General features: G+C 73.9%; 23 protein-coding genes and 3 pseudogenes. 12 read left to right on the top strand and 14 right to left on the bottom strand.

All coding sequences use genetic code 11. From position 1 onward, the window contains the following. Positions 1-106: 106 nt before the first annotated feature. From KDL28_RS01440 to KDL28_RS01430, 3 genes and pseudogenes are all read left to right on the top strand, one after another. Positions 107-976: a carbohydrate ABC transporter permease gene (locus KDL28_RS01440; protein WP_252435290.1), complete on the top strand. Its 870-nt coding sequence runs from the start codon at positions 107-109 to the stop codon at positions 974-976. A 52-nt stretch (positions 977-1,028) separates the two neighbouring features. Next, positions 1,029-1,928, top strand: coding sequence for a carbohydrate ABC transporter permease (locus KDL28_RS01435; RefSeq protein WP_252435289.1), 900 nt, complete (start codon positions 1,029-1,031; stop codon positions 1,926-1,928). Positions 1,929-2,146: 218 nt separating this feature from the next. Continuing rightward, positions 2,147-2,776: pseudogene (locus KDL28_RS01430) on the top strand (alpha/beta fold hydrolase); the annotation flags it as partial. A 145-nt stretch (positions 2,777-2,921) separates the two neighbouring features. Here KDL28_RS01430 and KDL28_RS01425 read toward each other — a convergent pair. Genes KDL28_RS01425 through hisD form a run of 3 tightly spaced genes read right to left on the bottom strand, consistent with a single transcriptional unit; the run spans position 2,922 to position 5,754 of the window. After that, positions 2,922-3,656: an HpcH/HpaI aldolase family protein gene (locus KDL28_RS01425; RefSeq protein WP_252435288.1), complete on the bottom strand. Its 735-nt coding sequence runs from the start codon at positions 3,654-3,656 to the stop codon at positions 2,922-2,924. Further along, the gene (locus KDL28_RS01420) at positions 3,656-4,426 is read right to left on the bottom strand and encodes an SDR family NAD(P)-dependent oxidoreductase (RefSeq protein ID WP_252435287.1); all 771 of its coding nucleotides are present in this window, start codon (positions 4,424-4,426) and stop codon (positions 3,656-3,658) included. Before KDL28_RS01420 ends, KDL28_RS01425 begins: the two co-directional genes overlap by 1 nt. Further along, positions 4,423-5,754 (bottom strand): histidinol dehydrogenase, encoded by a 1,332-nt coding sequence (hisD, locus tag KDL28_RS01415; protein ID WP_252435286.1) that lies wholly within the window; start codon positions 5,752-5,754, stop codon positions 4,423-4,425. The genes KDL28_RS01420 and hisD overlap by 4 nt, the downstream gene beginning before the upstream one ends. Positions 5,755-5,886: 132 nt before the next feature. Between hisD and KDL28_RS01410 the strand changes: the two genes are divergently transcribed. From KDL28_RS01410 to KDL28_RS01395, 4 genes are all read left to right on the top strand, one after another. Further along, positions 5,887-6,882, top strand: a complete 996-nt coding sequence (locus tag KDL28_RS01410; RefSeq protein WP_252435285.1) for a LacI family DNA-binding transcriptional regulator — start codon at positions 5,887-5,889, stop codon at positions 6,880-6,882. 93 nt (positions 6,883-6,975) lie between these two features. After that, entirely contained in the window at positions 6,976-7,974 is a 999-nt protein-coding gene (locus KDL28_RS01405) for a nuclear transport factor 2 family protein (RefSeq protein WP_252435284.1), read from the top strand. Between the two features lie 24 nt (positions 7,975-7,998). Further along, a complete protein-coding gene (locus tag KDL28_RS01400; RefSeq protein WP_252435283.1) occupies positions 7,999-9,165 on the top strand; it encodes a cupin domain-containing protein in 1,167 nt (388 codons plus the stop codon). 1 nt (position 9,166) lies between these two features. Beyond that, on the top strand, positions 9,167-9,994 hold the full coding sequence (locus KDL28_RS01395; RefSeq protein WP_252435282.1) for a nitrilase-related carbon-nitrogen hydrolase: 828 nt from the start codon (positions 9,167-9,169) through the stop codon (positions 9,992-9,994). A 6-nt stretch (positions 9,995-10,000) separates the two neighbouring features. Here KDL28_RS01395 and KDL28_RS01390 read toward each other — a convergent pair whose 3' ends face one another. From KDL28_RS01390 to KDL28_RS01365, 7 genes and pseudogenes are all read right to left on the bottom strand, one after another. Further along, complete coding sequence (locus tag KDL28_RS01390; RefSeq protein ID WP_252435281.1) at positions 10,001-10,366, bottom strand: hypothetical protein; 366 nt, start codon at positions 10,364-10,366, stop codon at positions 10,001-10,003. 41 nt (positions 10,367-10,407) lie between these two features. Then, positions 10,408-11,055: a class I SAM-dependent methyltransferase gene (locus tag KDL28_RS01385; RefSeq protein ID WP_252435280.1), complete on the bottom strand. Its 648-nt coding sequence runs from the start codon at positions 11,053-11,055 to the stop codon at positions 10,408-10,410. A gap of 30 nt (positions 11,056-11,085) precedes the next feature. Continuing rightward, entirely contained in the window at positions 11,086-11,958 is an 873-nt protein-coding gene (locus tag KDL28_RS01380) for a diacylglycerol/lipid kinase family protein (RefSeq protein ID WP_252435279.1), read from the bottom strand. A 26-nt stretch (positions 11,959-11,984) separates the two neighbouring features. Next, positions 11,985-13,256, bottom strand: coding sequence for a DUF3500 domain-containing protein (locus KDL28_RS01375; RefSeq protein ID WP_504967666.1), 1,272 nt, complete (start codon positions 13,254-13,256; stop codon positions 11,985-11,987). After that, positions 13,154-13,369, bottom strand: coding sequence for a dodecin (locus tag KDL28_RS01370; RefSeq protein WP_252435296.1), 216 nt, complete (start codon positions 13,367-13,369; stop codon positions 13,154-13,156). The genes KDL28_RS01375 and KDL28_RS01370 overlap by 103 nt, the downstream gene beginning before the upstream one ends. Before the next feature lie 439 nt (positions 13,370-13,808). Further along, a pseudogene (locus KDL28_RS42015) lies at positions 13,809-13,898 on the bottom strand (hypothetical protein); the annotation flags it as partial. 17 nt (positions 13,899-13,915) lie between these two features. Beyond that, a pseudogene (locus KDL28_RS01365) lies at positions 13,916-14,926 on the bottom strand (DUF222 domain-containing protein); the annotation flags it as partial. Between the two features lie 311 nt (positions 14,927-15,237). Here KDL28_RS01365 and KDL28_RS01360 point away from each other — a divergent pair. From KDL28_RS01360 to KDL28_RS01340, 5 genes are all read left to right on the top strand, one after another. Further along, positions 15,238-15,744 carry an SRPBCC family protein gene (locus KDL28_RS01360; RefSeq protein ID WP_252435277.1) on the top strand — a complete coding sequence of 169 codons (507 nt, stop codon included), beginning with the start codon at positions 15,238-15,240 and terminating at the stop codon, positions 15,742-15,744. A 292-nt stretch (positions 15,745-16,036) separates the two neighbouring features. After that, positions 16,037-17,191 (top strand): multiple monosaccharide ABC transporter substrate-binding protein, encoded by a 1,155-nt coding sequence (gene chvE, locus KDL28_RS01355; protein WP_252435276.1) that lies wholly within the window; start codon positions 16,037-16,039, stop codon positions 17,189-17,191. Positions 17,192-17,289: 98 nt separating this feature from the next. Continuing rightward, positions 17,290-18,828 carry a multiple monosaccharide ABC transporter ATP-binding protein gene (mmsA, locus tag KDL28_RS01350; protein ID WP_252435275.1) on the top strand — a complete coding sequence of 513 codons (1,539 nt, stop codon included), beginning with the start codon at positions 17,290-17,292 and terminating at the stop codon, positions 18,826-18,828. Next, positions 18,825-20,069 (top strand): multiple monosaccharide ABC transporter permease, encoded by a 1,245-nt coding sequence (gene mmsB, locus KDL28_RS01345; RefSeq protein WP_252435274.1) that lies wholly within the window; start codon positions 18,825-18,827, stop codon positions 20,067-20,069. Before mmsA ends, mmsB begins: the two co-directional genes overlap by 4 nt. 186 nt (positions 20,070-20,255) lie before the next feature. Next, positions 20,256-21,551 carry an MFS transporter gene (locus tag KDL28_RS01340; protein WP_252435273.1) on the top strand — a complete coding sequence of 432 codons (1,296 nt, stop codon included), beginning with the start codon at positions 20,256-20,258 and terminating at the stop codon, positions 21,549-21,551. Here KDL28_RS01340 and KDL28_RS01335 read toward each other — a convergent pair. From KDL28_RS01335 to KDL28_RS01320, 4 genes are all read right to left on the bottom strand, one after another. Next, positions 21,460-22,011: a S26 family signal peptidase gene (locus tag KDL28_RS01335; RefSeq protein WP_252435272.1), complete on the bottom strand. Its 552-nt coding sequence runs from the start codon at positions 22,009-22,011 to the stop codon at positions 21,460-21,462. The two genes, KDL28_RS01340 and KDL28_RS01335, sit on opposite strands and share 92 nt — an antisense overlap. Then, on the bottom strand, positions 22,008-23,912 hold the full coding sequence (locus KDL28_RS01330; RefSeq protein ID WP_252435271.1) for an ABC transporter ATP-binding protein: 1,905 nt from the start codon (positions 23,910-23,912) through the stop codon (positions 22,008-22,010). The genes KDL28_RS01335 and KDL28_RS01330 overlap by 4 nt, the downstream gene beginning before the upstream one ends. A gap of 32 nt (positions 23,913-23,944) precedes the next feature. Continuing rightward, a complete protein-coding gene (locus tag KDL28_RS01325) occupies positions 23,945-24,502 on the bottom strand; it encodes a thioredoxin domain-containing protein (RefSeq protein ID WP_252435270.1) in 558 nt (185 codons plus the stop codon). Positions 24,503-24,583: 81 nt separating this feature from the next. Continuing rightward, positions 24,584-24,778 (bottom strand): hypothetical protein, encoded by a 195-nt coding sequence (locus KDL28_RS01320; protein ID WP_252435269.1) that lies wholly within the window; start codon positions 24,776-24,778, stop codon positions 24,584-24,586. Between the last annotated feature and the right edge of the window lie 149 nt (positions 24,779-24,927).

Raw genomic sequence — 24,927 nt, 5'->3', positions numbered from 1 at the left:
CCCCCCCCGCCCCCCCCCCACACCCCCCCCGGCCCCGCCGGGGCCCCCCGCCCCCCCCCCCCCCCCCCCCCCCGCCGGGTCGGACGACCCCCGAGGAGGTGGGTACATGCGACGGCGCGAGTTCCTGGCCCTGGTCACCCCCAGCGTGCTGGTCATGGGCGGGTTGCTGGTGCTGCCGCTCTACCGGACGGTGGAGTGGAGCCTGCAGAAGGTGAACTACGGCGTCCCGGGGGTGTTCGTCGGCCTGGACAACTACGCCCGGGCGCTGTCGGACCCCCGGCTGGGCCAGGCCGTGCTGTTCACCGTCGGGCTCACCGCGGCGGTGGTCGTGGGCATCATCGTGCTGGGCTACGGGCTCGCCGTGCTGGTCAACGGGCTGGGCCGGGCCAAGCCGTGGGTGCTCGGGGTGCTGCTGGTGTCCTACGTGATCCCGCACGTGGTGGGCGCGGTGATGTTCTCCTGGCTGTTCGACGCGAACTTCGGCGGCGTGGTCAACTACCTGGTCTCCGCGCTCTCCGGCCAGGAGATCCTGTGGTTCACCGACCCGTGGCCCAACCGGGTGCTGGTCGCGCTGAACACGCTGTGGTTCATGCTGCCGTTCGCGATGCTGGTGATCATCGCCGGCCTGCAGGGCGTGCCGGGCGAGCTGATCGAGGCGGCCAGGATCGACGGCGCCACCGGCTGGGGCACGCACTGGCACGTGATCATCCCGAGCATCCGAGGGGTGCTCGGGTTCGTCGCCATCATCTCGATCATGGATGTGCTGCGGACGTACGACCAGCTCGTCGCGCTGTCCCCGGCGGCGGAGCAGATCGGCAACGAGTCGATCATGCTCTACATCTTCAACGTCGCGTTCCAGGACGGTGGCCAGCAGCTCGGCCTGGGCAGCGCGGTGAACGTGCTGCTGATCCTGCTGATCGTGGTCCTGCTGTTCCCCTTCATCCGCGGCGTCGCCAAGGAGGCTCGACAAGCATGAGCGCGATAGCGTTCCCCGCAGGGGCCGCGCCGAAGGCGCTGGGAGCCACAGCATGAGCACCGTCGAGACGACCCCTCCGACCGCGGCAGCTCGCGCCGCCACCGCCCCCGACGACCCGGCGCCCCGGCGCTCCGGGCGCTCCGGGCGCCGCTGGCTGGTCGGCGGCATCCTGGTGCTGGTCTGCCTGGCGATGCTCAGCCCGGTGCTGTGGACGGCGATGACGGTCACCAAGCCGACCGATGTCGCCTTCCTCAACCCGCCGCAGTTCTTCTACGAGCCGTCGTTCACCTCGTTCGTCGACCTGTGGCAGACCACGCTCTTCTACCAGTACGTGGCCAACACGCTGATCGTGGCGGTGATCAGCACGATCGCCGCGCTGGTGATCGGCATCCCGGCGGCATACGCGCTGTCGCGGTTCCCCGGCTGGATCAGCGCGGTGCTGCTGATCCTGGCGCTGGTGTTCCGGGCGCTGCCGCGGTTCTCGGTGGTCCTGCCGATGTACGACATCTCCCGGGCGCTGGGCATCTACGACACGACCTTCGCGGTGGCCGCCGCGCTGGTGGCGATCAACCAGCCGTTCAGCATCTGGCTGCTGCGCAACTTCTTCGCCGAGATCCCCAAGGAGCTCGACGAGGCGGCCATGCTCGACGGCTGCAGCCGGTTCGCCACGCTGCGCCGGGTGATGATCCCGCTGATGGGTCCGGGGATCCTCACCGCCGGGATCTTCATCTTCCTGTTCGCCTTCCAGGAGTACCTGACCGCGAACATCCTCACCGACGTGCAGGCCCGCACCGTGCCGGTCTTCATCGCCACCCAGCTCGGCCAGACCCTGCCGATGCTGCAGCAGGCCGGCGCCGCGGCGATGCTGCTGACCCTGCCGGTGATCGCGTTCGCCTTCGTCGCCCAGCGCTACCTGGTGGCCGGGCTGAACGCGGGCTCGGTCAAGGGGTGAGCGAGCTCGCGGGCGAACCGCGGGCGCAGCACCCCCGCAGAACGCCGACCGGCCGCGGCGGGGGAGCGTGATCCGCGAGCCGCTGGTCCTGCTGCCCGGCATGAACTGCTCGTCGCGGCTGTGGGGCGGAGTGCTCGCCGGGTCGGGGGGGGGGGGGGGCCCCCCCCCGGGGGGGGGGCCCCCCCCCCCCGCCCGGGGGGGGGGCGGGGCCGGGGGGGGCGGCGGCCCCCGCCCCCCCGCCCCCGGCCCCCCCCCCCCCCCCGACCCTGGACGGCTGCGTCGACGCCCTGCTGGAGCGCCTGCCGCCACGGTTCGCCCTGGCCGGGCTGAGCCTGGGCGCCATCGTGGCGATGGCCCTGGTGCGCCGGGCCCCGCAGCGGGTCACCCGGCTCGCCCTGCTGTCCACCAACGCCCGCGGCCCGACCCCCGAGCAGCGCGCCGCCTGGGCGGCTCAGCGCGCCGCGCTGGCCGCCGGGACGAGCGCCCGGGACCTCCAGCGCGACCTGCTGCCCGTGCTGCTGCACCGGCGCACCCCCGACCTGGACGCCGCCACCCTGGCGATGGCCGACGACGTCGGCGCCACCGTCCTGGACCACCAGCTCGCCGCCCAGGCGACCCGCATCGACGAGCGCCCGGCCCTGGCCGCCGTCTCGGTGCCCACGCTCGTGCTCGCGGCCGCCGAGGACCGCCTCTGCCCGCTCGACCGGCACGAGGAGATCGCCGCCCGCATCCCCGGGGCCCGCCTGGACGTCCTCGACGGCGTCGGCCACCTCGCACCCCTCGAAGCCCCCGCCGCCGTCGCCACCGCCCTGCGCTCCTGGCTCGCCACCCCCGCCGTCCACCCCTGACCTCGCCCGTCCCTCCCTCGCCCGCCCCATGTCAGGAAAGCCACCATCAGGACACCTGGCGTCCTGATGGTGGCTTTCCTGACACTCGGGCGCGGGGAGGTCGCGTCGGGGCGGGGCGGGGCGGAGAGCGCCGGGGGGCGGCGGGTCAGGGGCGGAGGGCGCGCAGGGCGGTCATCACGACGTGGGTGACGTTGTAGACGACCATCGCGGCGCCGTCGGCCAGGGACGCCGCGGCGGCGGCCGCGTCGTTGGCCAGGTCGGCGCGCGCCACGGCGGCGGTGCCGGGGTCGGTGCGGACCGCGGCGAGCAGCTCGGCGACCGTGGGGTCGTCCGGGGCCCGGGAGGCGCCCAGGTCGGCCACGCCCACCAGGTAGGCGTCGATCCCGTCGACGGCGACGATCGAGGCGGCCTCACGCATCGCGGCCGGCGACTCCAGCATCGCCACGACCAGCGTCGAGTCGGCCGCCGACGCGCGGTGCTCGGCGGCGTCGACGGTGCCGAACCGCCCCGACCGCGGGTAGGTGGCGAAGCCGCGCACACCCCGCGGTGGGTAGTGCACCGCGCGGACGAGCGCCTCGGCCTCGGCGGCCGACTCGACGTGCGGGGCGACGATGCCCTGCGCGCCCTGGTCGAGGGCGCGCTGGGCCAGGTGGTGCTCGCCCTCGCCGATGCGCACCAGCACCGGCAGGGCGTGCGCGTCGGCCAGGGCCAGGTGCCGGCGCAGCAGCCCGACGTCGGCCGGGCCGTGCTCGCAGTCGACCAGCACGAAGTCGAGCCCGGCCACGGCCAGCATCTCGACCAGCTCCTCGGAGGGCATCCGGACCAGCCCGCCGACCACCTGCTCACCGGCCAGCAGCCGGGCCCGCAGCGGGGCCGCCATCAGGCCACCATCCCGGCGGACAGGTCGACGTCGGCCCCGGAGAGACCGGGCATGGCCAGCATCGCCAGCACGGCCCGACCGACCTCGTCGGCGGTGACCATGCGCCCGAGCGCCGCGCGCCCGACGAACGCCTCGCGGGCCCCGTCGACCGAGGTGCCGGTGCGCTGGGCCTCCAGCCGGAAGTTGCGCTCCATCCGGTCGCCCTCGACCGGGCCGGGGGACAGCGCGTTGACCCGCACCCCGGCCGGCCCGACCTCGAAGGCCAGCGTGGAGGTCAGCCCGATCACCGCCATCTTCGACGCGCAGTACGGCGTGCGCCGGGCCAGCGGGCGCTTGCCCGACACCGACGCCACGTTGACCACGTCGCCGTCGCCGCGTCCCACCATGGCGGGCAGGAACGCGCGGCACATCAGGTAGGTGCCGCGCACGTTGACCGCGAACACCTCGTCCCACTCGACGGGCTCGATCTCGGTCAGCGGGGCCACCGGGCCGGCGATCCCGGCGTTGTTGACCAGGATCGAGACCGCCACCCCGTCCAGCCGCCGGGCCAGGGCGTCGACCTGCGCCGGGTCGGCGACGTCGCAGGGCTCGACGCGGGCCGCCGGGCCCAAGCGGTCGGCCGTCGCGCGCAGCGGCTCGGGGCGGCGCCCGACCAGGACCACGCCGGCGCCGGCGCCGACGAGGTGCGCGGCGATCGCCGCGCCCAGGCCGTTGCCGCCGCCGGTGACCAGCGCCGTCCGCCCGGCGAGCGAGCTCGCGGGCTCGCTCACGCCGGTTGCTCCTGGCGGGTCCCGGTGACCTCGTCGATCCAGTCGAACCGGTCGCCGCCGTGGCGCCAGGCCCGCAGGTCGCCCGAGCGGGCGTGGCCCTCGAACAGCTCCACCCGCGACGCGCGCCCGCACACCCGGCCGAGCGATGCGCTGCTGACCGGGTCGCGGACCTCCTGGTAGGTGACGGTCTTGAGGTACTTGCCGACCCAGAGCCCGCCGGTGTAGCGGGCGGCGCCGAGGGTGGGCAGCACGTGGTTGGTGCCGATCACCTTGTCGCCGTAGGACACGCAGGTGCCCTCGCCGAGGAAGAGCGCGCCGTAGTTGCGCATGCGCTCCAGCGCCCGGCGCGGCTCGGCGGTGAACACCTGGACGTGCTCGCTGGCCAGGTCGTCGGCCACGCGCCACATCTCGTCCTCGTCGGCGCAGACCACGATCCGGCCGTGGTCGCGCCAGGCGGGCCCGGCCATGTCGTTCGTCGGCATGCCCGGCAGCAGCCGCTCGACCAGCGCCAGCACCTCGCGGCCCAGCGACTCGGAGGTGGTGACCAGCACGGCGGGGGAGTCCGGGCCGTGCTCGGCCTGGGAGAGCAGGTCGACCGCGGTGGTCAGCGGGTCGGCGGTGTCGTCGGCGACGACCAGGATCTCGGTCGGCCCGGCGAACAGGTCGATGCCGACCTCGCCGAACAGCTGTCGCTTGGCCTCGGCGACGTAGGCGTTGCCCGGTCCGGCGATCAGGTCGACGGCGGCCACCGACTCGGTGCCCAGCGCCATCGCGGCCACCGCCTGCACCCCGCCGAGCAGGTGGATCTCGTCGGCGCCCGCCAGGTGCATGGCGGCCACGGTGGCCGCGGGCACCTCGCCGCGGATCGGTGGCGTGCAGGCCACCACCCGGTCCACGCCCGCGGCCTTGGCGGTCACGATCGTCATGTGCGCCGAGGCGGTGAGCGGGTAGCGCCCGCCGGGCACGTAGGCGCCGGCCGCGGCGACCGGCACGTGCCGGTGCCCGAGGACCACCCCGGGCAGGGTCTCCACCTCGACGTCGCGCAGCGACTCGCGCTGCACGCCTGCGAAGGAGCGCACCTGGTCCTGCACGAACCGGATGTCCTCGACGACCTGGGCGGGCAGCCCGGCCACCAGCTCCTCGACCCGCTCCGGCGAGAGCCGGAACCGCTCGGGCTCCCAGCCGTCGAACCGGGCGGAGTACTCGCGCACCGCGGCGTCGCCGCGGGCGCGCACGTCGGCGATGATCGCCCGCACGCGCTCGGCGACGTCCTCGGCGGTGCGGTCGGTGCGGTCGGTCGCGGCGGCTGGCTTGAGCTCGTGCGGCATGCCTCTCCCAGATCCAGGTAACATACGTATGCGCGGCAGTGAACCCGCGGCGGCGGATCCGTGTCAAGGTCGAGGTCGACGGCAGGGGCCCCGCGGCGGTCGCGGCTATGCTCGCCGCCGGAAGGGGGCGGGATGATCACCAGTCGGGACGTGGCGCGGCTCGCCGGTGTCTCCCAGCCGACGGTGTCGCGCGCGCTGCGCGACGACCCGAAGGTCTCCGAGGCCACCAAGCAGCGGGTGCGGGAGGCCGCCACCGCGCTCGGCTACGCGCCCAACGCGATCGGCAGGGCGCTGTCGGTCGGGCGCTCCACGCGCGTGGGACTGGTCGTCACCGACCTGGAGAACCAGTTCTACGCCCACGTCATCGCCCCGATGCACCAGGAGCTCGAGCGGCTGGGCCACGAGCTGGTGCTGATCACCGAGTCGTCCGAGGCGGCGCCGGTGGCCGAGCACGTGCTGGCCCACGGCCTGTGCGGGGTGGTGCTGGCCACCACCACGGTCGACTCCGTCCTGCCCACCAGGCTGCGCGACCGCGGTGTGCCGTTCGTCTACTTCAACCGCACCGCGCTCGCCGTGCCCGCCGACTCGGTCACGGTCGACCCCGAGCGGGGCGTGCGCGACCTCCTGGCCGACGTCGTGGGCCAGGGCCACCGGCGGATCGGGGCCATCTTCGGCCCGCGAAACACCAGCACCGGCGAGCAGCGCGAGCAGGTGGTGCGCGCCGTCCTCGACGAGTACGGCATCGCGCTGGCCCACCGCGACGTCCGGCACGGGCCGTTCGACTTCCGCGCAGGTCACGAGGGTGCCCATGCCCTGCTCGACGGCGACGACCCGCCCACCGCCGTGCTCTGCGCCAACGACGTGGTGGCGCTCGGCGCGCTCAACGCCGCGGCCGAGCTGGGGGTGGCGGTGCCCGGCGACGTCTCGGTGGCCGGCTTCGACGACCTGCCCACCTCGAGCTGGGCGCTGGTCAGGCTGAGCACGGTCGCCTACGACCTCGACGCGATGTCGCGCGAGGCGGCCCGGTTGCTGGTGCGCCGGGTCGACGACCCGCACGCCGAGCCGGTGCGCGCGGTCTACCCCACGCGCTACATCGCGCGGGCCACGGTGGCGGCGCCCCGCGCGTGACCGGCCGCCCCCGGCGGTCAGGGTAGCCTTGCTCCTGGTCGTGCATACGCATACAGTGGCCGTCGTCCCCGACCCCCGCCGTCAGGAGCCGACATGCCGCTCGACCCGGTCGCGTACCGGCCGTACGAGGACCCCGACGACTTCATCCGCGAGGTGACCGACCGGATCTGGGTCCAGCGCGACGTCTCCTACATCGTCGACAACTACGAGCCGGACTCGATCGTGCACGGCGGGCTGGGCACGGTGGTCGGTCGCGAGGGCGTCATCGAGGGCAGCCTCATGCGCATCGCCACCACCCCGCAGCACGTCGGCCAGGCCGAGGACGTGGTCTGGGAGGCCCGCGGCGACGACGCCTTCCTCAGCTCGCACCTGGTGTTCACCTCCGACGAGCACGTGGTCGGGGGGCGGCCCACCCGCATCCGCAAGCGCACCATCGCCAACTGCCTCTACCGGCGCGGGCGCATGGTCGAGGAGTGGGTGGTCCGCGACGAGCTGGCCGACTGCCTGCAGCACGGCCTGGACCCCGACGAGGTGGCCCGCGCCCAGCGGTTCCGCGGCTACGAGGGCTCGATGACCAAGCCGGCCCCGGTGGACGTGCTCACCGCGGGCGACAGCGGGCCGCGCCCGGACGACTTCCGGCCCGAGTGCGAGATGGTGCTGGAGTTCATCGAGGAGGTCTGGAACCAGCGCAGGCTCAACAAGGTGCCCCAGTACATGGAGCGCGACCTGTTCCTGCACACCGTCGGCGACACCACGATCGTGCGCCCGGACGGCTACCAGCGCGACCTGCTCTCGCTGGTGGCGCCGTTCCCGGACGCCCGGTTCGCGGTGCGCGACGTGCAGACCAACCACGCCGAGCGCTACGCCGGGCTGCGGGTGGCCGTGATGTGGACCATGCAGGGCAGCTACCACGGCATCCCGGCGTTCGGGCAGCTCACCAACGCGCCGGTCGAGCTGCTGGGCGTGTCCCAGTTCCTGGTCCAGCGCGGGCGCATCGTGCGCGAGGTCCGGGTCTTCGACGAGATCGCGCTGCGCGCCCAGATCAACGCCACGCGCGGTGACCTCGCGTTCACCGACACCAACATCTACTGAGCAGTACCGAGAGGAACAGCCAGCATGCCCGACACCGTGGTCCCACCCGGTGAGGTCGACCGCCGTACCATCCGGCGCACCGACTGGGTGCCCAGCAAGGTCGCGTTCATCGACTGCCGCACCCCCGGCTCCGACCGCAAGGACAACTACTCGTTCATCGGGCCCGGCGTCTCGCAGAGCGCCGAGCAGTACGTCAACCTGCGCGAGCCGCACGGGTTCAACCTGGGCGCCGCGGGGATGCCCCGCGGCACGACCAACAGCCTGCACCTGCACTTCACCGCCGAGGTGTTCATCAACTTCGGCGGCGACTACCAGCTGCGCTGGGGCGCCGACGGCCGCCAGGGCGAGCTGCGCAGCACCGACGGCGACGTCGTCTCCGTGCCGACGTGGATCTTCCGCGGGTTCACCAACACCGGCGACGACGAGGGCGTCCTGCTGACCGTTCTGGGCCGCGACGACACCGGCGGCATCATCTGGGGCCCGACGGTGCTGGAGGAGGCCGCGGGCCACGGCCTGTACCTGACCGCCGACAACCGGCTGATCGACACGGTGCAGGGCGAGCAGGTGCCCGACGGCGCCACGCTCATCCAGCCCATGCCGCAGGAGGAGATCGACCGGCTCGACGCGTTCACCGTCGAGGAGTTCCGGGCCCGCGTCGTCACCCCGGCCGACCGGCGCTGGCTGGCCGAGCCGTTCCTGTGCTCCACGCTGGCCGGTGGGCGCGCCGAGCTCGCGCTGGTCATCGGCTACGGCATGAGCGAGGACCGCCGGGCCGCGCCCGCGCTGCACGACCCGCACGGCTTCGACCTGGCCTGGCTGCGCGCCGTGCCGGGGGAGGGCGTGCTGACCCACCGCCACCCCGGCTCGCAGGTCGTCACGGCCAAGGCCGGGCGGTGGGAGGTGCGGCTGAACACCGGCGCCGACGAGCGGGTCGTGGAGCTGGGTCCGCTGGACACCCTGTCGGTGCCCGCGGGGGCGTGGCGGTCGTTCACCCTCCTCGACACCGCGGGCGGGCGGGCGGCCGAGTCGGGGACCGGCGAGCTGCTGGTGGTGAACAACGGCGACGGCCGCACCAGGCTGGAGTGGGCGCCCGAGGTCGTGGCGGCGGCCCGTGAGCGCGGGCGGGTGCTCGACCCGAACGGCTACCTTGCCCCGGCGGCCGTGCTGGCCGCGGCCACCGACGACGACTGACGTGCTCACGGTCGCGGCCTGCCAGGTCCCGGCCCGGCTCGGCACCGGAGACACGACGGAGCTGGTCTCGGCCGTGCGGGAGGCCGCCGCTCGGGGGGCGCGCCTGGTCGTGCTGCCGGAGCTGGCGGTCTGCGGCTACGCCTTCGCCGACGCCGCGGAGGCCCGTGCCGCGGCCGAGCCGCTGGACGGTCCGACGGTCGCGCTGCTCCGCGACCTGTCGGCGGAGCTGGGGTGCGTGCTGGTGGCCGGGCTGGCCGAGCGCGGCGCCGACGGGGCCGTCCACAACTCGGCGGTGCTCGTGGAGGCCGGCCGGCTGCGCGCGAGCTACCGCAAGGTCCACCTGTGGGGGCGCGAGCCCGAGCTGTTCCGGGCCGGCCACGAGCCGCCCCCGGTCGTCGAGACCGCGGTCGGCCGGGTCGCGCTGATGATCTGCTACGACCTGGAGTTCCCGGAGTGGGTGCGCATCGCCGCGCAAGCCGGGGCGGAGGTCGTCGCGGTGCCGGCGAACTGGCCGTGGCTGGCCCGCCCCGACGGCGAGCGCCCGCTCGAGGTGCTCAGGGCGCAGGCCGCGGCCGGTGCGTATCGGGTGCACGTGGTCGTGGCCGACCGCTGCGGGCCCGAGCGGGGGGTCGACTGGATCGGCGGCAGCGTGGTCTGCGCCGCCACCGGCTACCTGCTGGCCGGGCCGGCCACCGCCACCGGCGCCACAGCCGCGCGGACGGTGCTCACCGCCGAGCTCGACCCGGCCGCGGCGCGGGACAAGTCATTGGGCCCGCACAACGACGCCCTCGCCGACCGCCGGCCCGCGCTCTACGGCGAGCCCGGCTGAGCCGCCTCAGAACCCCTGGGGGTTCGCGGCGACGACGCCCACGCACGCGGCCCTGGCCTGCTCGGCGAGCTGCGCCGCGGTCCAGCCCTCGGCCCTGGCCCGGTCCTCGAGCACCCCGAGCGCGTCGTTCTGCTCGCTGGTCAGGCCGCGGTGCTGGTAGTCGTAGGCCTCGCCGGGGACACCGGCGAGGTCCTGCTCGGCCCAGTAGACGAGCTGGCCCGCGCAGACGAGCACCGGATCGGGCGGGGCAGTGGTCGTGGGGACGGCCGGGGGCACCGGGGCGGCGGGCCCTGCGCCCGTCGAGCAGGCCAGCACCAGCGCGGGGGCGACCAGGACGGGCCCGAGCCGGGCGGCCCGGCGACGACGCGGCATGCGCCGACCGTAGCGCCCGGTCAGCACCCCGCCGGCGCCCGTCAGCGGCGACGGGGCCCGCGCAGCCGGTGGATGTCGACGTCGGGCTCCCGGCTGGGGACGGTCTCGACCGCGTCCCAGCGCTGCCGGGCCGCCGCCAGGAACTCCTCGGCCAGCGGGCGCCGCGGGTCGGCGATCCAGACGGCGCCCCCGGCGGCCACCAGCCGGGGCAGCAGCGCCAGCAGCTCGTCGACGTTGCGCTGCCCGTAGAGCACGTCGGCGGCCAGCACCAGGTCCCACGGGCCGCGCTCCAGCAGGGCGGCGGGCTCGTCCCACGAGCAGACCGCGGTCTGCAGGGCCACCCCGTTGTGCTCGGCGTTGACGGCGGCGAAGGTGACCGCGTCGGGGGAGCGGTCGGTGGCCAGCACGCGGGCCCCGCCGAGGGCGGCGGCGATGGCCGGCAGCCCCAGCCCGCAGCCCAGCTCCAGCACCGCCGCGCCGGGCCAGGGGCGCGTCGACACCGCGTGCGCCAGCTCCACCCCGCTGGGCCACAGCTCGGCCCAGTAGGGCGGGTAGGCCTGGTCGGCGTCCGCGTCGTCCTCGTAGAGCAGGGCCGTGGCGTCGCGCGGCCGGACGAACGCGATCCGCCCGGCGTGCAGCTCGACCACCTCCGCGACCACGTCCAGCCGGGGGTCGGTGGGGGGTTCCACCCCGCACATCCTGCTCCAGGCGCCCCGCTCTCAGCCGCCCCGCGGGACCAGCACCCGCAGCGCGCCCGGTCGGACGCGCACCCGCAGCGGGGCGTCGGCGAACGGCTCGCCGTCGGCGTAGACGGGCAGCGGCCGGTCGATGCTCAGCTCGACCTCCCGACCGCGGCGCACCCGCACGTCCGGGCGGCGCAGGTGGGTGCCCGAGTACACCTCGCGCATCGAGGCGATCAGCGTCCAGCGCGACGAGTCGGGGATGACCAGCACGTCCAGCAGCCCGTCGTCGACCTCGGCGGTGGGCACGATGTGCATGCCCGCGCCGTAGAAGCCGGAGTTCGCGACCACGACCGAGTAGCCGCGCGCCGACCACTCCTCGCCGTCGACGCCGAGCCGGAACCCGGCCGGGCGGAACGTGAGTAGGGCGCGCACCGCGCTGTAGGGGTAGACCAGCGCGCCGGGCACGCCCGGTCGGGCGTTGGCGATCGCGTTGGCCGCCGAGTCGACGCCGGCGTAGACGCTGCCCAGCACCACCCGGCCGCCGCTCTCCAGGACGTCGACGTGGCGGATTCGCCCGGTCAGCAGCACCTCGGCGACCGCGGCCGGGTCGGTGGGCAGCCCCAGCTGGCGGGCGAAGTCGTTGCCCCGCCCGGCCGGGGCCATGGCCAGCACCCCGCCCGCCGCCACGACGGGCCCGGCCACGCAGCCGGCCAACCCGTCGCCGCCGACGGCGAGCACGGTGCGCCCCTGCGCGCAGGCCTGTTCGGCGATCTCGCGGGCGTGCGCGGGGTCGCGCGTCTGCGCCACCTCGACGCCGCCCGCGGGCAGGGCCTCGACCAGCCGCCGGGCGACGACGAGCGCCGCCCCGCGACCGGCTGCCGGGTTCACCACCGCGGTGACGGGTTCCACCGCAGCAGCATGCCCGGTCGGGCGGCTCAGCGGTGGTGCGCGGCGCGGTGCGCGGCGAGCGCGTCGATCCCGAAGTCGGCGTCGGGGTCGCGCCACACGGAGTGCGCGTGGTTGGCGCCGCGCTGGGTGTTGTCCCACTCCAGCAGCAGCCGCGGGCCCTGCAGCCGGTAGTAGTGCGGGTCGCCGGGCGCCGTGGAGCCCGCCCACGCGAAGTGCACGGCGCCGAGCGCGGCGTCGTCCGCGTAGCGCGCCGTGGCGGACACGGCGGCGGGCACGCGGTCGAGGTAGGTGGCCAGCAGCGCCCGCAGGACCTCCCGCTGCCCCCGGTCGAGCTCGGCGGCCGCCAGCCCCTTGGGCGCGTCGGTCAGCGCGACGGCCCGGTGGTCGTCGCCGTCGAGGCCGCTGGCCTCGTCGATGGCGTCGCTGGCCGCCTGCAGCCGCTGCTGCTCGGCGGCGTCGGCGAAGCGCCCGCGCCAGACCCCGGTCAGCGGGATGGCCCGGTCGCCCTCGGTGAGCCGGGTGCGGTTGCCGGCCACGATGTCGGCCGGGGCCCGGTCGAGCAGGACCGCGCGGGCCGCCGCCTCCGGGGCGAGCGAGCGGACGAGCTCGCGGGCCAGGTCCTCGACCCGCCCGAGCAGCCGCAGCCGAGCCCCGCCCAACAGCGGCGCGGAGGCCGGGTCGGCCCCCAGGAAGCACGGCGTCGTGGCCACCACGGCCCCGTCGACGACCAGGTTGTTCAGCGACACGTGGTGCCCGCCGAACCGCCACCCCCACGCCCCCCGCTCGCCGGGCTCGCCGAACACGCGCAGGTAGTACAGGCCCGGGTCGCGGCCGCGCTCGCGGTCGAACCGCGCGACGAAGCCCTCCGTGCGGTCGAGCACGTTCTCCAGCCCCATCACCGAGGCCACGGTCGTGTAGGCGGCCTCCGACAGCCCGGACGCGACCAGCCGCATCGCCGCCCGCTGCTGCGCGGGGCGCTGCTGGTGCACGGTGAGCCCGCCGTGGTCGGTAGGGGTGTAGAACCAGCGCCTGCGTTCGGCGTCGGCCCCACCGTCGCCGCCGCCGCCGTCGTCACCGCCGCTCGGCGCCGCCCCGGTGGCGACGCCGAGCTGGTCGGGCTCGAGCGTGTCGAGCCAGGCCCGCGCCGCCCCGGCCATCGCCGCCGCGACGTCGCGGGCCGGCGCCCCCGCAGTGCTCAGCTCAGCTCCTCGAGCCGGAACCCGACCTTCAGGGTCACCTGGAAGTGCTTGATCTCGCCGCCGTCGAGGTGCCCGCGGATCTCGGTGGTCTCGAACCAGTCCAGGTTGCGCAACGTCTGCGAGGACCGCGAGATCGCGGACCGGATCGCGTCGTCGACGCTGGTCGGCGACGTGCCCACGACCTCGGTGACGTGGTAGACGTGATTGCTCATTGCGCTCCTCCGGAACTCGTCTGGGTGGGTGCGCACCCCACCTTCCGGTGGCGGGGGCGGTGGGGCAACTCCTGCTCGGTGCGATCTTCGGGCTGAGCTGCTGCCTGCGCTGCTGCTGGCTTCGGCGGTGTCTCGCTTGCCTCCGGCGGCGCCTGCGCGTGCCGACGTGACGGCAGGGGCTTCGGGACCGGGGTGGGCACCTGTGCCCACGGGGTCGGCGCGGAACACGGGACACACTCCGGCCGGGGTTGGTGTTCTGTGTTGGTCGAGTCGAGTCGAGGCGTCCGGGTGGTCCGGTTCTGGGGTGGCGCCGGGGTTTGCGTTCTTTGTCGAGCCACGCGGGCGGAATGAATTCGGGTAGGCCGTCGCGGGCGATGCGTACGGCCCATTCCGTGGAGTGGATCTCTTGGTGGTGTGTCCAGCACAGCATGACGAGGTTGTCGGTTTTGGTGTGGCCGCCGCGGGCCCATTCTTTGATGTGGTGGATTCGCACCAGCTGGGTGGGCGGTCGCAGCCGGGGTGGGCGCATCCGTGGTCGCGGGCGACGATCGCGCGGCGGATGGGGAGGGGGATGGTGCGGGCTTCTCGCCCGATGTCGAGGGGTTGGCTGTCGCCGTCGAGGACGATGGGGATGACCTTGGCGTCGCAGCAGAGTGCTCGGAGTGCGGCGGGGGTGGGGGTGTCGCCGAGGTCGAGGCAGGCGGCGCGGGCGCGGTTCTCCAGGTCGGCCAGCCTGACCGTGACGGCGATGTGGGGGCGTTCGCCGGCGGTGGTGGGGAGGATGGTGTCGCCGTGGGTGGCGACGAACCCGCAGATCTCGGTCAACGCGTCGGCGTTGCGTTCGGCGGCGCTGCGCGGGTCTTGGGCGGTGCGCGGGGTGGCTTTGGCGTCGACGACGGTGGCGATCATGGCGTAGCGGACCGGGTCGGTGAACACCCCGCTGATCTTCCCGCCGCCGCCGGGTAGTGGGGTGAGTCGTAGTTCGTTGACCTGCACGGGTTCCCGGTCGTCGGGTTCGGCGCCGTCCTGGTCGTAGGCGCGCACCAGTTCGGCTCCGAACCTGGCCAACTCCGTCGGTGTCGACGTGTCGGCGACCGCGGCGATCTGCTCCTCGATCCCGGTCCAGGCGTAGGGCGGGATCCGCCGCGCCGCCGGTGAGTCGAGGAGTCGGGCGATCAGGTCGACCTGTTGCAGGCTGGCCGAACCAGCGCTGAACGCGGCAGCCATCGCGGGCAGCACCGGCGGCAGCACCTGCCCCTGCAGATCCACTCGGGCGGCGACGTGCTCGGCAGCCCGCACGATTTCCCGCGCCCGCCCCCGATCGACAGTCAGTACCGAGGCCACCGCGGAGTCGGGTCGCCGGTGTCCGGCGGCGGCGAACGCGCCGCTGCGCTGCAACACGGCCACGGCCTCGACCTGCAGTTGCGATATCGCCCGGGTCAATTCCCGGGTGGCCGCGAGTGCGTCCAGCGCGTCTTGATCGGAACCGTTCTCGCGCAGCCCGACGGTGACCGCGCGAATGCGGTCTGCCGTGGCGGCGAGTTCGGCCGGAGACATGCGTCGATTCTACTCGAACATTCGTACGACGTCGAGGAGGAATCGGGACCATAGGATAGTCGCCGCGCTCGCAGGTGAAGTGTTCACAATCGCAACCGGCACCTCGGGCCGGGGACGGCCGCCAGCGCAACCACACTATTCGTTTGTTATCGCAACGGGACCACCTGCATGCGGAACCGGCCTGCTCGACCCGAGTGGCCACCAACGAGCCGACCGGCCGGGATGACCTGTCCGTGAAGTCACGGGCGACGGTCCGCACGGCGTGGCCCGGATCGCGATTCGGGCCGCCCCCGCCCGGGAAGTCCCCCGGTATGACCCGGTTCTCCGCGTCCACCGAATCGGACGCCATCGTCGCGGCCCCCCGCCGGGCGATCTGGCGCGCGCTGGCCGATCCCGACCTGCTGCCGCGGTTGACCCCGCTGCTGCGGCGCATCGAGGCCGACGGCGACCGCTGGCGCTGGCACATGACCGGTCTCGAGGTGCTGGGGGTGGGGATCAGCCCGGTGTTCACCGAGCGGATGCGGTTCACCCCGCAGTCCCGCATCGACTACACCCACGAGCCGCCGCCCGGCGTCGTCGAGCAGGCCGGCGCCGAGGGCTGCTACGAGTTGTCCGACGTCCCCGGCGGCACCCGGCTGACGATCCGGCTCGCGCTGCACGTGGACCTGCCGCTGCCGCGGCTGGCCGCGCCGGCCGTGCGCCGGGTCATGGAGGCGACCATGCGGCTCATGGGTGATCGGTTCGCGGCGAACCTCCTCGACCACCTCCGCCGCCAGGAGGCCGCGAGCGTCGACCTACCGGTGAGTAGCAGCGTCTAGGGTGCCGACCCCTCGGTAGCGCTGTTCGTCGTAGTCGCCTGCTGTGGACGGGTGATCTCTTGACCGACTTGTGACCTCCGTCGGGGCCCCGTCCCGATCCGGTCGTCGAAACGATTTCCCGCAGGTCGCCGTGGCATGATCTCGGTGTTACACGGCCCTGTTACGCAACCGTGACGATCACGGTGTCGGGTCGGGGTTGACGTGTGGGTTGTTAGCGCTCACATTGGGCCCTCGTCACAGCACAGTCGCATGGCACGGTCAGCGGCGAATGCGTCTCGAGGAGGAGATGGGCTTGCGTTTCTCAAGGCTCGGATCGGTCGCCGCGGCCGGCGTACTGGCGGTCGCACTGGCGGCCTGCTCCGGCGGCGGTGCGGGCAGCGGCGGCGATGCCCCCGCCGCCGGTGGCGCCACCCAGGCCCCGGCGGACCTGCTCGTGGGCGTGTCGATGCCCACCCAGACGTCGGAGCGGTGGATCGCCGACGGCAACTCCGTGAAGGAGCAGCTGGAGCAGGCCGGCTACCAGGTCGAGCTGCAGTACGCCAACGACGACATCCCGACCCAGTCCCAGCAGGTCGACCAGATGATCACCCAGGGTGCCGACCTGCTGGTCATCGCGGCGATCGACGGCACCGCGCTGAGCAGCCAGCTGCAGGCGGCCAAGGACTCCAACATCCCGGTCATCTCCTACGACCGGCTCATCCGCGACAGCCCGAACGTCGACTTCTACGTCACGTTCGACAACTTCCAGGTCGGCGTGGCCCAGGCCAACGCCCTGCTGACCGGGCTGGGCATCAAGACCGCCGACGGGTCCGCCGGTACCGCGACCGGGCCGTTCAACATCGAGCTGTTCGCCGGCTCGCTGGACGACAACAACGCGTTCTTCTTCTTCAACGGCGCGATGTCGGTGCTCCAGCCGCTGATCGACAGCGGCCAGCTGGTCGTCAAGAGCGGCCAGACCAGCATCGAGCAGGCCGCGATCCTGCGCTGGCAGCAGGAGACCGCGCAGAAGCGCATGGAGGACCTGCTGACCGGGGCCTACAGCGACGGCACCAAGATCAACGGTGTGCTCTCGCCCTACGACGGCATCTCCCGCGGCATCATCACCGCGCTGCAGAACGCCGGCTACGGCGGCGCCGACCCGATGCCGGTCGTCACCGGCCAGGACGCCGAGATCGCCTCGGTCAAGCTGATCAACGACGGGGTCCAGAGCTCCACGATCTTCAAGGACACCCGGCTGCTGGCCGAGCAGGCCGTCGTCGCGGCCAAGGCGTTCCTCGGCGGCACCCAGCCCGAGGCCAACGACACCACGACCTACGAGAACGGCGTCAAGGTCGTGCCGTCGTACCTGCTCCCGATCGAGACCGTCTACAAGGACAACATCCAGGAGTCCCTCATCGACTCGGGCTACTGGACCGCGGAGGAAGTCGCCAGCGGCCAGTCCAGCTGAGCGACAGCACCAGAACCACGGCCGGGCCCGGCAGCACGAGCTGCGGGGCCCGGCCGGCACCACATCGGGAACGACCAGAGAGTCGACGACGAGGTCCCATGGACGACGACATCCTGCGGATGCGTGGCATCACCAAGACGTTCCCCGGCGTCATCGCGCTGGAGGACGTCAACCTGGCCGTGCGCCGCGGCGAGATCCACGCGATCTGCGGTGAGAACGGCGCCGGCAAGTCCACGCTGATGAAGGTGCTCTCCGGCGTGCACCCGACCGGCAGCTACGACGGCGAGATCACCTTCGACGGGCAGCCGGTGCGCTTCTCCGGCATCCGCGACAGCGAGCACGTCGGCATCGTGATCATCCACCAGGAGCTGGCCCTGGTGCCGCACCTGTCGATCGCGGAGAACATCTTCCTGGGCAACGAGCTCACCGGGCGCGGCGGGCTCATCGACTGGAACAAGGCCAACGCCGAGGCCGCGCGGCTGCTCGACGAGGTCGGGCTGCAGGAGAACGCGGTCACCCCGGTCGGACAGCTCGGCGTGGGCAAGCAGCAGCTGGTGGAGATCGCCAAGGCGTTGTCGAAGGACGTGAAGCTGCTGATCCTGGACGAGCCGACCGCCGCGCTCAACGACACCGACTCGGCGCACCTGCTCGGCCTGCTGCGCACGCTCAAGGACCGCGGCATCACCTGCATCATGATCTCGCACAAGCTCAACGAGATCGTCAGCATCGCCGACCGGACCACCGTCATACGCGACGGCCGCACGGTCGAGACGATGGACATGAGCGAGCCCGACGCCGGCCAGGAACGGATCATCCGCGGGATGGTCGGGCGCGACCTGGAGAGCTTCTACCCCGACCGGGAGTCCGCGGCGGGCGAGGAGGTGCTGCGGATCGAGGACTGGACGGTCTGGCACCCCACGCAGGACCGCAAGGTCGTCGACGGGGCGTCGCTCACCGTGCGGGCCGGCGAGGTCGTCGGCATCGCCGGGCTGATGGGCGCCGGGCGCACCGAGCTGGCGATGAGCGTGTTCGGCCGCTCCTACGGGCGCAACATCACCGGGCGCGTCTTCGTGCGCGGCAAGGAGGTGCGGGCCCGCACCGTCGCCGAGGCGATCGACAACGGCATCGCCTACGCCACCGAGGACCGCAAGCGCTACGGCCTGAACCTCATCGACGACATCCGGCGCAACATCTCCGCCGCCGCGCTGGGCAAGCTGTCCAAGCGCGGCTGGGTCAACGGCAACGAGGAGACCAAGGTCGCCGAGGAGAGCCGTCGGGCGATGAACATCAAGGCGCCGACCGTGATGAGCGTGGTGGGGAAGCTGTCCGGGGGCAACCAGCAGAAGGTCGTGCTGAGCAAGTGGTTGTTCACCGATCCCGAGGTGCTCATCCTGGACGAGCCGACGCGCGGCATCGACGTCGGCGCCAAGTACGAGATCTACACGATCGTCAACAAGCTGGTCGCGGCCGGGAAGGCGGTGCTGGTGATCTCCTCGGAGCTGCCCGAGCTGCTCGGCATCTGCGACCGCATCTACACCCTGTCGGCCGGTCGGATCACCGGTGAGGTTCCGGTCGGCGACGCGACCCAGGAGGGCCTGATGGCCCTCATGACCCAGGACCGGGAGCTCGCCGGATGACCCAGACCGCGCCCAAGGCGGACCCGTCCCCGGAGCAGGCCGCACCGGCCGCGGCCCTGCACACGGGGACCAGCGACATCCGCACGCTGCTCACCCGCAACCTGCGCCAGAGCGGCATCTACATCGCGTTCGTGGCGATCGTGGCGCTGTTCGCGATCCTGACCGGCGGCACGTCGCTCAGCCCGATCAACATCACCAACATCGTCCTGCAGTACTCCTACATCCTGGTGCTGGCCATCGGGATGGTGATCGTGATCATCGCCGGGCACATCGACCTCTCGGTCGGCTCGGTGGTCGCGCTGACCGGGGCGGTCTCGGCGGTGCTGGTCATCCAGCAGGGCCTGCCGTGGTGGGTCGGCGTGCTGGCCGCGCTCGCCGTGGGCCTGGTGGTCGGCGCGTGGCACGGCTTCTGGGTCGCCTACGTCGGCATCCCGGCGTTCATCGTGACCCTGGCCGGCATGCTGCTGTTCCGCGGGCTGACCCTGCGGGTGCTGGACAACATCTCGCTCTCGCCGTTCACCCCCGAGTACCAGGTGGTCGCCAGCGGCTTCCTGAACGGCCTGCTGGGCGGCGACGGCTTCGACGCGTTCACCCTGCTGATCGGGGCGATCGCGGTGGCGGGCTACGCGGTCAGCGGCTTCCGCACCCGGCTGGCCCGGATCACCTACATGCAGCCGGTCGAGTCGTTCCCGCTGTTCGTGGCGCGGGTGGTGCTCGTCGGCGCGGTCGTGATGGCGTTCGCCTGGCAGCTCGCGCACGCCCGCGGCCTGCCCGTCGTGCTGATCATCCTGGCCGCGCTCGTGCTGGCCTACGGCGTCGTCACCCGCCGCACCGTGTTCGGCCGCCAGGTCTACGCGATCGGCGGCAACCTGTCGGCGGCCCAGCTGTCGGGCGTGCGGGTCCGCACGGTCAACTTCTGGATCTTCGTCAACATGGGCCTGCTGTCGGCCGTCGCCGGGATCATCTACTCCTCGCGGTCCAACGGCGCCCAGCCCGCGGCGGGCAACATGTTCGAGCTCGACGCCATCGCCGCGGCGTTCATCGGCGGCGCCGCCGTGACCGGTGGCGTGGGCACCGTGGTCGGCGCCATGGTCGGCGGTCTGATCATGGCGGTGATGAGCAACGGCATGCAGCTGATGGGCGTCGACCAGTCGATCCAGTCGGTGGTCAAGGGCCTGGTGCTGCTGCTCGCGGTGGCCTTCGACATCTACAACAAGCGCCGCGGCGGCACCGCGCGCTGAGCCCGAGGTGGTCTGAGCCGACCCCGCGACGGCCCGCCGGCAGCACGCCGGCGGGCCGTCGTCGTGCCCGGGCCTTCCACCTCCGGGAAGACGACCTTGACTGCCGCCACCGGACGGGTCAGGCTCATCCCCACCAATATCGGACGGTTGTCCGCACAGCGGACACCTGGCAGGTCGGGAGCTTCGATGGCGCAGCCGGCGGTCTCCGGTGAGCAGGGCGCACGCGGGGAAGGGGCGGGACCGGCGGGGGCGCCCCCCGACGGCGGGGTGAGCCGGGCCGCCGTGATCGGCCTGGCCGTGCTGTGCGTGTCCTACATGCTCAACGCGATGGACCGGCAGGTCTTCTACCCGCTGGTGCCGCCGATCCGCGAGGAGTTCGGCTTCTCGCTCGACCAGGCCGGCCTGCTGGCCACCGGCTTCACCCTGGGCCTGGCCCTGACCGGCCTGCCGGCGGGCTACCTGCTCGACCGGATGTCCCGCCGGACGATCGTCGTGGTCAGCGTGCTGGTGTACTCGCTGGGCACCGTGGCCATCCCGCTCGCCTCCGGCTTCGTCGACATGGCGGTCTACCGGCTGGTCTCCGGGATCGGCGAGGGTGTGCAGGCCACCGCGATCTACGCGGTCATCGGGGCGTACTTCTTCCACCGCAGGGCGCTGGCCGCGGGGTTCATCGGGCTGGCGTTCGGGCTGGGCGTGTTCCTCGGCCCGGTGCTCGGGCAGGCGCTGGTCGAGGCGAGCGGCACCTGGCGCACCCCGTTCTACGTGTTCGGCGTGGCCGGGCTGGTGATGGCCGCGATCCTGCTGGTCGCGGTCCCGCGCTCGATGAGCGAGGCGGTCACCGGCCGGGCGGGCACCGCCGACACCGCGAGCTACGAGCACGTGCCGGCCAGCCCGTACAACCGCGGCTCGCTCGGCCTGGGCATCGCCTCGGCGGTCTCCGGACTGGTGTTCTACGGCTTCCTCGGGCTCTACCCGACCTTCCTGCGCGAGCAGCTGGGGTTCGGCCCCGGTGAGGCCGCGCTGGCCGCGTCGCTGGTCGGGTTCGGGGCGATGATGGCGCTGCCCGTGGGCTGGCTGGCCGACCGGGTCGACCAGCGGCTCCTGCTCGCCGTCGGGTTCGTCGGCTCCGCGCTCACCGCGCTGCTGGCCTACCAGGTGGCCGACGGCGTGGCCGCGCAGTACGTGCTCGCGTTCCTGATGGGCACCTTCGCCAGCGGCGTGCTGTTCACCAACTGCAGCACCGCGCTGCAGCGGGCGGTGCGCCCCGAGCACGTCGGGCGCGGCGCGGGGCTGTTCATCCTCACCTACTACGTGGCCGCGGCCGCGTCCGGACTGATCTTCGCGCGGCTGGTCGCCGGGATGGGCTGGGCGGGCGCCGGGCTGGTGCAGCTCACCCTGCTGCCGGTCGTCGGGCTGCTGGCGCTGGCCCTGGTCGACCCGAAGCGGATGATCGTGCCGCCGCGGGTGCGCGCGAAGGGCTGAGCCGGGGGACGACCCCGACGATCGAACCCGCCGGGCAGGACCCGAGGATGCGCGAGTCGAGGCTGTCGTCGAGGTTGTCGCCGAGCAGCACGTAGCGCCCCGCCGGCACGCGCGTGCCGGCCGGCGCGTCCCAGCCGGACGCGACGAGCGCGGGCACCCGGTCTCCCGGCCCGGCGACCACCCGCTTGATCATCAGCGGGCCGGTCGCCGGGGCCGGCCGGGGGGCCGGGTCGGGCGACCAGCGGTCCCCGGTCGGGCGGTGCACGACCACCACGTCGCCGGTCAGCACCACGGCGGGCCCGCGGCGGGCGAGCACCCGGTCGCCCGGGGCGAGGGTGGGCAGCATCGACGGGCCGTCGACGGTCACGTGCAGCCAGCGCCCGCGCAGCCGGACGACGGCGGCCCCGCAGGCCAGTGCGGCGACCGCCGCGGCGGCCTGCGCGCCCCGCAGCCGCGTCACGTGGGCTCCTCCTCGCGGTAGCCGGTGGCCTGCAACCGGAACAGCGCGGCGTAGTCGCCGTCGCGGGCCATCAGCTGCGCGTGGCTGCCCTGCTCGACGACCAGCCCGTCGCGCAGCACGACGATCCGGTCGGCGTCGCGCACGGCGCCGAGGCGGTGGGAGATGAGCAGGGTCGTGCGGTCGCGGCGCAGCCCGGTCAGCCGCCGGTGGACGTCGGCCTCGGCCTCGGCGTCCAGGCCGGAGCTGGGCTCGTCGAGGATCAGCAGGTCGCGGTCGGCGCGCATGAACGAGCGCGCCAGCGCCACCCGCTGCCACTGCCCGCCGGAGAGCAGCACCCCGGTCGTCGGGTCGGCGGCGTCGGTGGAGTCGGAGAACATCCGGGTCAGCGCGGTGGCGTAGCCGTGCGGCAGCGCCGCGATCGTGTCGTGGCTGCCTGCGCGCTCGGCGGCCGTGCGGATGCGGGCCGCACCGTCCGCGCCGTCGTCGAGGGCGTCGACCGAGCCGAGTCCGATGTTGTCCGCGGCGGACAGGTCGTAGCTCATGAAGTCCTGGAAGACGGCGCCGACCCGGTCGCGCAGGCCGTCGGGCGCGAGCTCGCGCACGTCGACGCCGTCCCAGCGGACCTCGCCGCGCTGCGGGTCGTAGAACCGCAGCAGCAGCTTGACCAGCGTGCTCTTGCCGGCGCCGTTGAGCCCGACCAGCGCGACGGTCTCGCCGCGGGCGACGGTCAGGTCGAGCCCGCGCAGCACCCACGGCCGGTCGGGCCCGTAGCGGAACCACACGTCGCGCAGCTCGATGCCCCGGCGCAGCGGCGGGACCGGTCGGGGGTCGGCGGGCAGGGGCAGGTCCGGTCCGATGCCCACGACGTGGCGGAAGTGGCCGAAGCGCAGCACGGCGCCGTGGGTGCCGGCGAAGCGGCTGATGGCCGCCCCGACCGCGGACTGCACGCCGCCGGTCGCGGCGACGAACAGTGCGACGTCGCCGATGCTCAGCCGTCCGGCCGCGCAGTCGAGCACGGCCCAGACCAGCCCGGTACCGGCCGCGGCCGCGCCCAGGACCGCCAGCCCGACCTGCGCGCGCAGCTCGCGGCGGTCCAGCGCGGCCAGCTCGGTGCTGACCGTGCGCAGCTCGCCCAGCATCCGTCCCTTGAACAGCTCGGCCAGCCCGAACAGCCGGATCTCCTTGGCCGCGGCGAGGCCGGTCAGCAGGTCGGCGTAGAAGATCTGGCGGCGTTCGGCCGGGCTCAGCCGCCAGTCGGTGTCCGCGCGCTGGCGCGAGATCGTCAGCTCCGCGCGCGCGGTCGGCACCGCGACCAGGGCGACGAGCAGCACCATCCACGGGTTGAGCGCGGCCAGCGTCACCGCGAACCCGCCGACGGTGAGCGTGCCGCGGACCATCTCCAGCGTGCCGCCCGCGATCACGACGGGCCCGGTCCGGCCGGCCTCCTCGGCCAGTCGCAGCCGGTCGCGGAACGCCGGGTCCTCCAGCCGGATCAGGCCCACCAGCCGGTTCACCGCGGCGTAGAGCACGCCCTGGCCGCGCAGCGCGACCGCCCGGCCCCAGCCCGCCTCCACGTGGCCGGTGAGGTGCGGCAGCAACGCGGTCACCAGCCCGCAGGCCGCCAGCGCGACCCCGAGGCCGACCAGCGCGCCCCAGCCGCCCGCCCCGGGCTCCCCGGCCAGCCGGTCGAGCAGCAGCTTGGTCAGCACGCCGACCAGGACCGGGGCGATGCCGCCGAGCACGGCCAGCAGCACGGCCGCGGCCGCCGAGCGCGGCGCCGCCCGCCACGCGAGGTCGAGGGCGGCCACCGCGGTGCGCATCATGCCCGCGTGGGGTTCGCCGGCCTCCGGCGCCGGCGCGTGGTGCTCGGCGCGGTGGTCGGTCGTCGTCGGCTGGGCCACGGTCGTCCGCCTCTCCGGGCGCCCGGTCCGGGTCAGGCCGGGACCGGGCTGGGCAGCCGGTCCATCCCGACCGCGCTCGCCCCGACCTCCGCCCCGTCCATCAGCACCCACGAGGGGTAGGCGACGACCTGGAAGGCCGCCGAGACCGGGCCGTCGTGCGCCTCGGGGAGCACGCGGGCGACCCCGCCGAGCCGGGCGACCAGGTCGGCGGCCTCGCCCGCGACGGAGCCGTCCGGGCCGAGCCCCCCGGCGACCACCGCGACGACCTTGTCGCGGCCGCCGGGCACCCGCGCGGCCAGGGCGAGGAAGTCGGGCAGGCGCTCCGTGCAGGCCGGGCAGCTCGGGGTGAAGAAGCCCAGCAGGGCGTCCGCGGCGAGGTCGTCGAGCCCGACCGGGACGCCGTCGGCGTCGGCCGCGGTGAAGGCGGCGGGGCGTCGCCCGGCCGCGATGACGTCGGAGGACATGTCCGTCCGCGGGGCGGAGAGCAGTTCGGTGTGCTCGCGCAGGCGGCGGACGACGCCGAGGGTCAGCAGCAGGTCGAGCACGCAGAGGGCGCCGACGAGGACGACCGCGATGGTCAGGTAGAGCATGGCTGGGCTCCCTTTCCGGGGCTGGCGTGGGTCGGGGCGGCGGCCGGTCGGGCGGCGACGCCACCGCCCGACCGGAGGGGGTCAGCAGCCCTGGTAGGCCCGCCGGCAGGGGTAGCAGGACCCGCTGTAGCGACAGCAGAGCCGCTCGTAGGTCCAGTTGCCCGCGCAGCCGCAGTAGCGGGCGTCCAACGGCCCGCAGGGCTCGGCGGCCGCGCTCACCCGCGGCACGAGCCTGCCGAGCAGCCGGTCACCGAGCGAATTTATGGTTCTCTTCACGTTCGTCTCCTTTCGAGTGGCACGGCGAATGATCGGGCGACCGGTTGAAGGGCGACTGGACGCGGACTGGACGTCCGGTCCGGGGGAGTTCGAGGAGCCGTGCGCCGGGCAATGGCGCCGCACGGCGGCAGGTCGATGGCGCGGATGGC

This window comes from Pseudonocardia humida (assembly GCF_023898865.1).
Taxonomy (GTDB): Bacteria; Actinomycetota; Actinomycetes; order Mycobacteriales; family Pseudonocardiaceae; genus Pseudonocardia; species Pseudonocardia humida.
The sequence above is the reverse complement of the archived record's forward strand: the minus strand, read 5'-3'. Positions and strand labels throughout refer to the sequence as shown.

Excerpts from the sequence above, each read along its gene's own strand:
- KDL28_RS01425 (WP_252435288.1), bottom strand. The coding sequence starts at position 3,656 with ATGGCGGCCCCGCTGCGGGCCCGGCTGCTGGCCGGTGAGCAGGTGGTC.
- hisD (WP_252435286.1), bottom strand. The coding sequence starts at position 5,754 with ATGCCGCACGAGCTCAAGCCAGCCGCCGCGACCGACCGCACCGACCGC.
- KDL28_RS01325 (WP_252435270.1), bottom strand. The coding sequence starts at position 24,502 with ATGCTCTACCTGACCATCGCGGTCGTCCTCGTCGGCGCCCTCTGCGTG.
- KDL28_RS01435 (WP_252435289.1), top strand. The coding sequence starts at position 1,029 with ATGAGCACCGTCGAGACGACCCCTCCGACCGCGGCAGCTCGCGCCGCC.
- KDL28_RS01360 (WP_252435277.1), top strand. The coding sequence starts at position 15,238 with ATGACCCGGTTCTCCGCGTCCACCGAATCGGACGCCATCGTCGCGGCC.
- KDL28_RS01410 (WP_252435285.1), top strand. The coding sequence starts at position 5,887 with ATGATCACCAGTCGGGACGTGGCGCGGCTCGCCGGTGTCTCCCAGCCG.
- KDL28_RS01370 (WP_252435296.1), bottom strand. The coding sequence starts at position 13,369 with ATGAGCAATCACGTCTACCACGTCACCGAGGTCGTGGGCACGTCGCCG.
- mmsA (WP_252435275.1), top strand. The coding sequence starts at position 17,290 with ATGGACGACGACATCCTGCGGATGCGTGGCATCACCAAGACGTTCCCC.
- KDL28_RS01405 (WP_252435284.1), top strand. The coding sequence starts at position 6,976 with ATGCCGCTCGACCCGGTCGCGTACCGGCCGTACGAGGACCCCGACGAC.
- mmsB (WP_252435274.1), top strand. The coding sequence starts at position 18,825 with ATGACCCAGACCGCGCCCAAGGCGGACCCGTCCCCGGAGCAGGCCGCA.
- KDL28_RS01400 (WP_252435283.1), top strand. The coding sequence starts at position 7,999 with ATGCCCGACACCGTGGTCCCACCCGGTGAGGTCGACCGCCGTACCATC.
- KDL28_RS01440 (WP_252435290.1), top strand. The coding sequence starts at position 107 with ATGCGACGGCGCGAGTTCCTGGCCCTGGTCACCCCCAGCGTGCTGGTC.
- KDL28_RS01340 (WP_252435273.1), top strand. The coding sequence starts at position 20,256 with ATGGCGCAGCCGGCGGTCTCCGGTGAGCAGGGCGCACGCGGGGAAGGG.
- KDL28_RS01390 (WP_252435281.1), bottom strand. The coding sequence starts at position 10,366 with ATGCCGCGTCGTCGCCGGGCCGCCCGGCTCGGGCCCGTCCTGGTCGCC.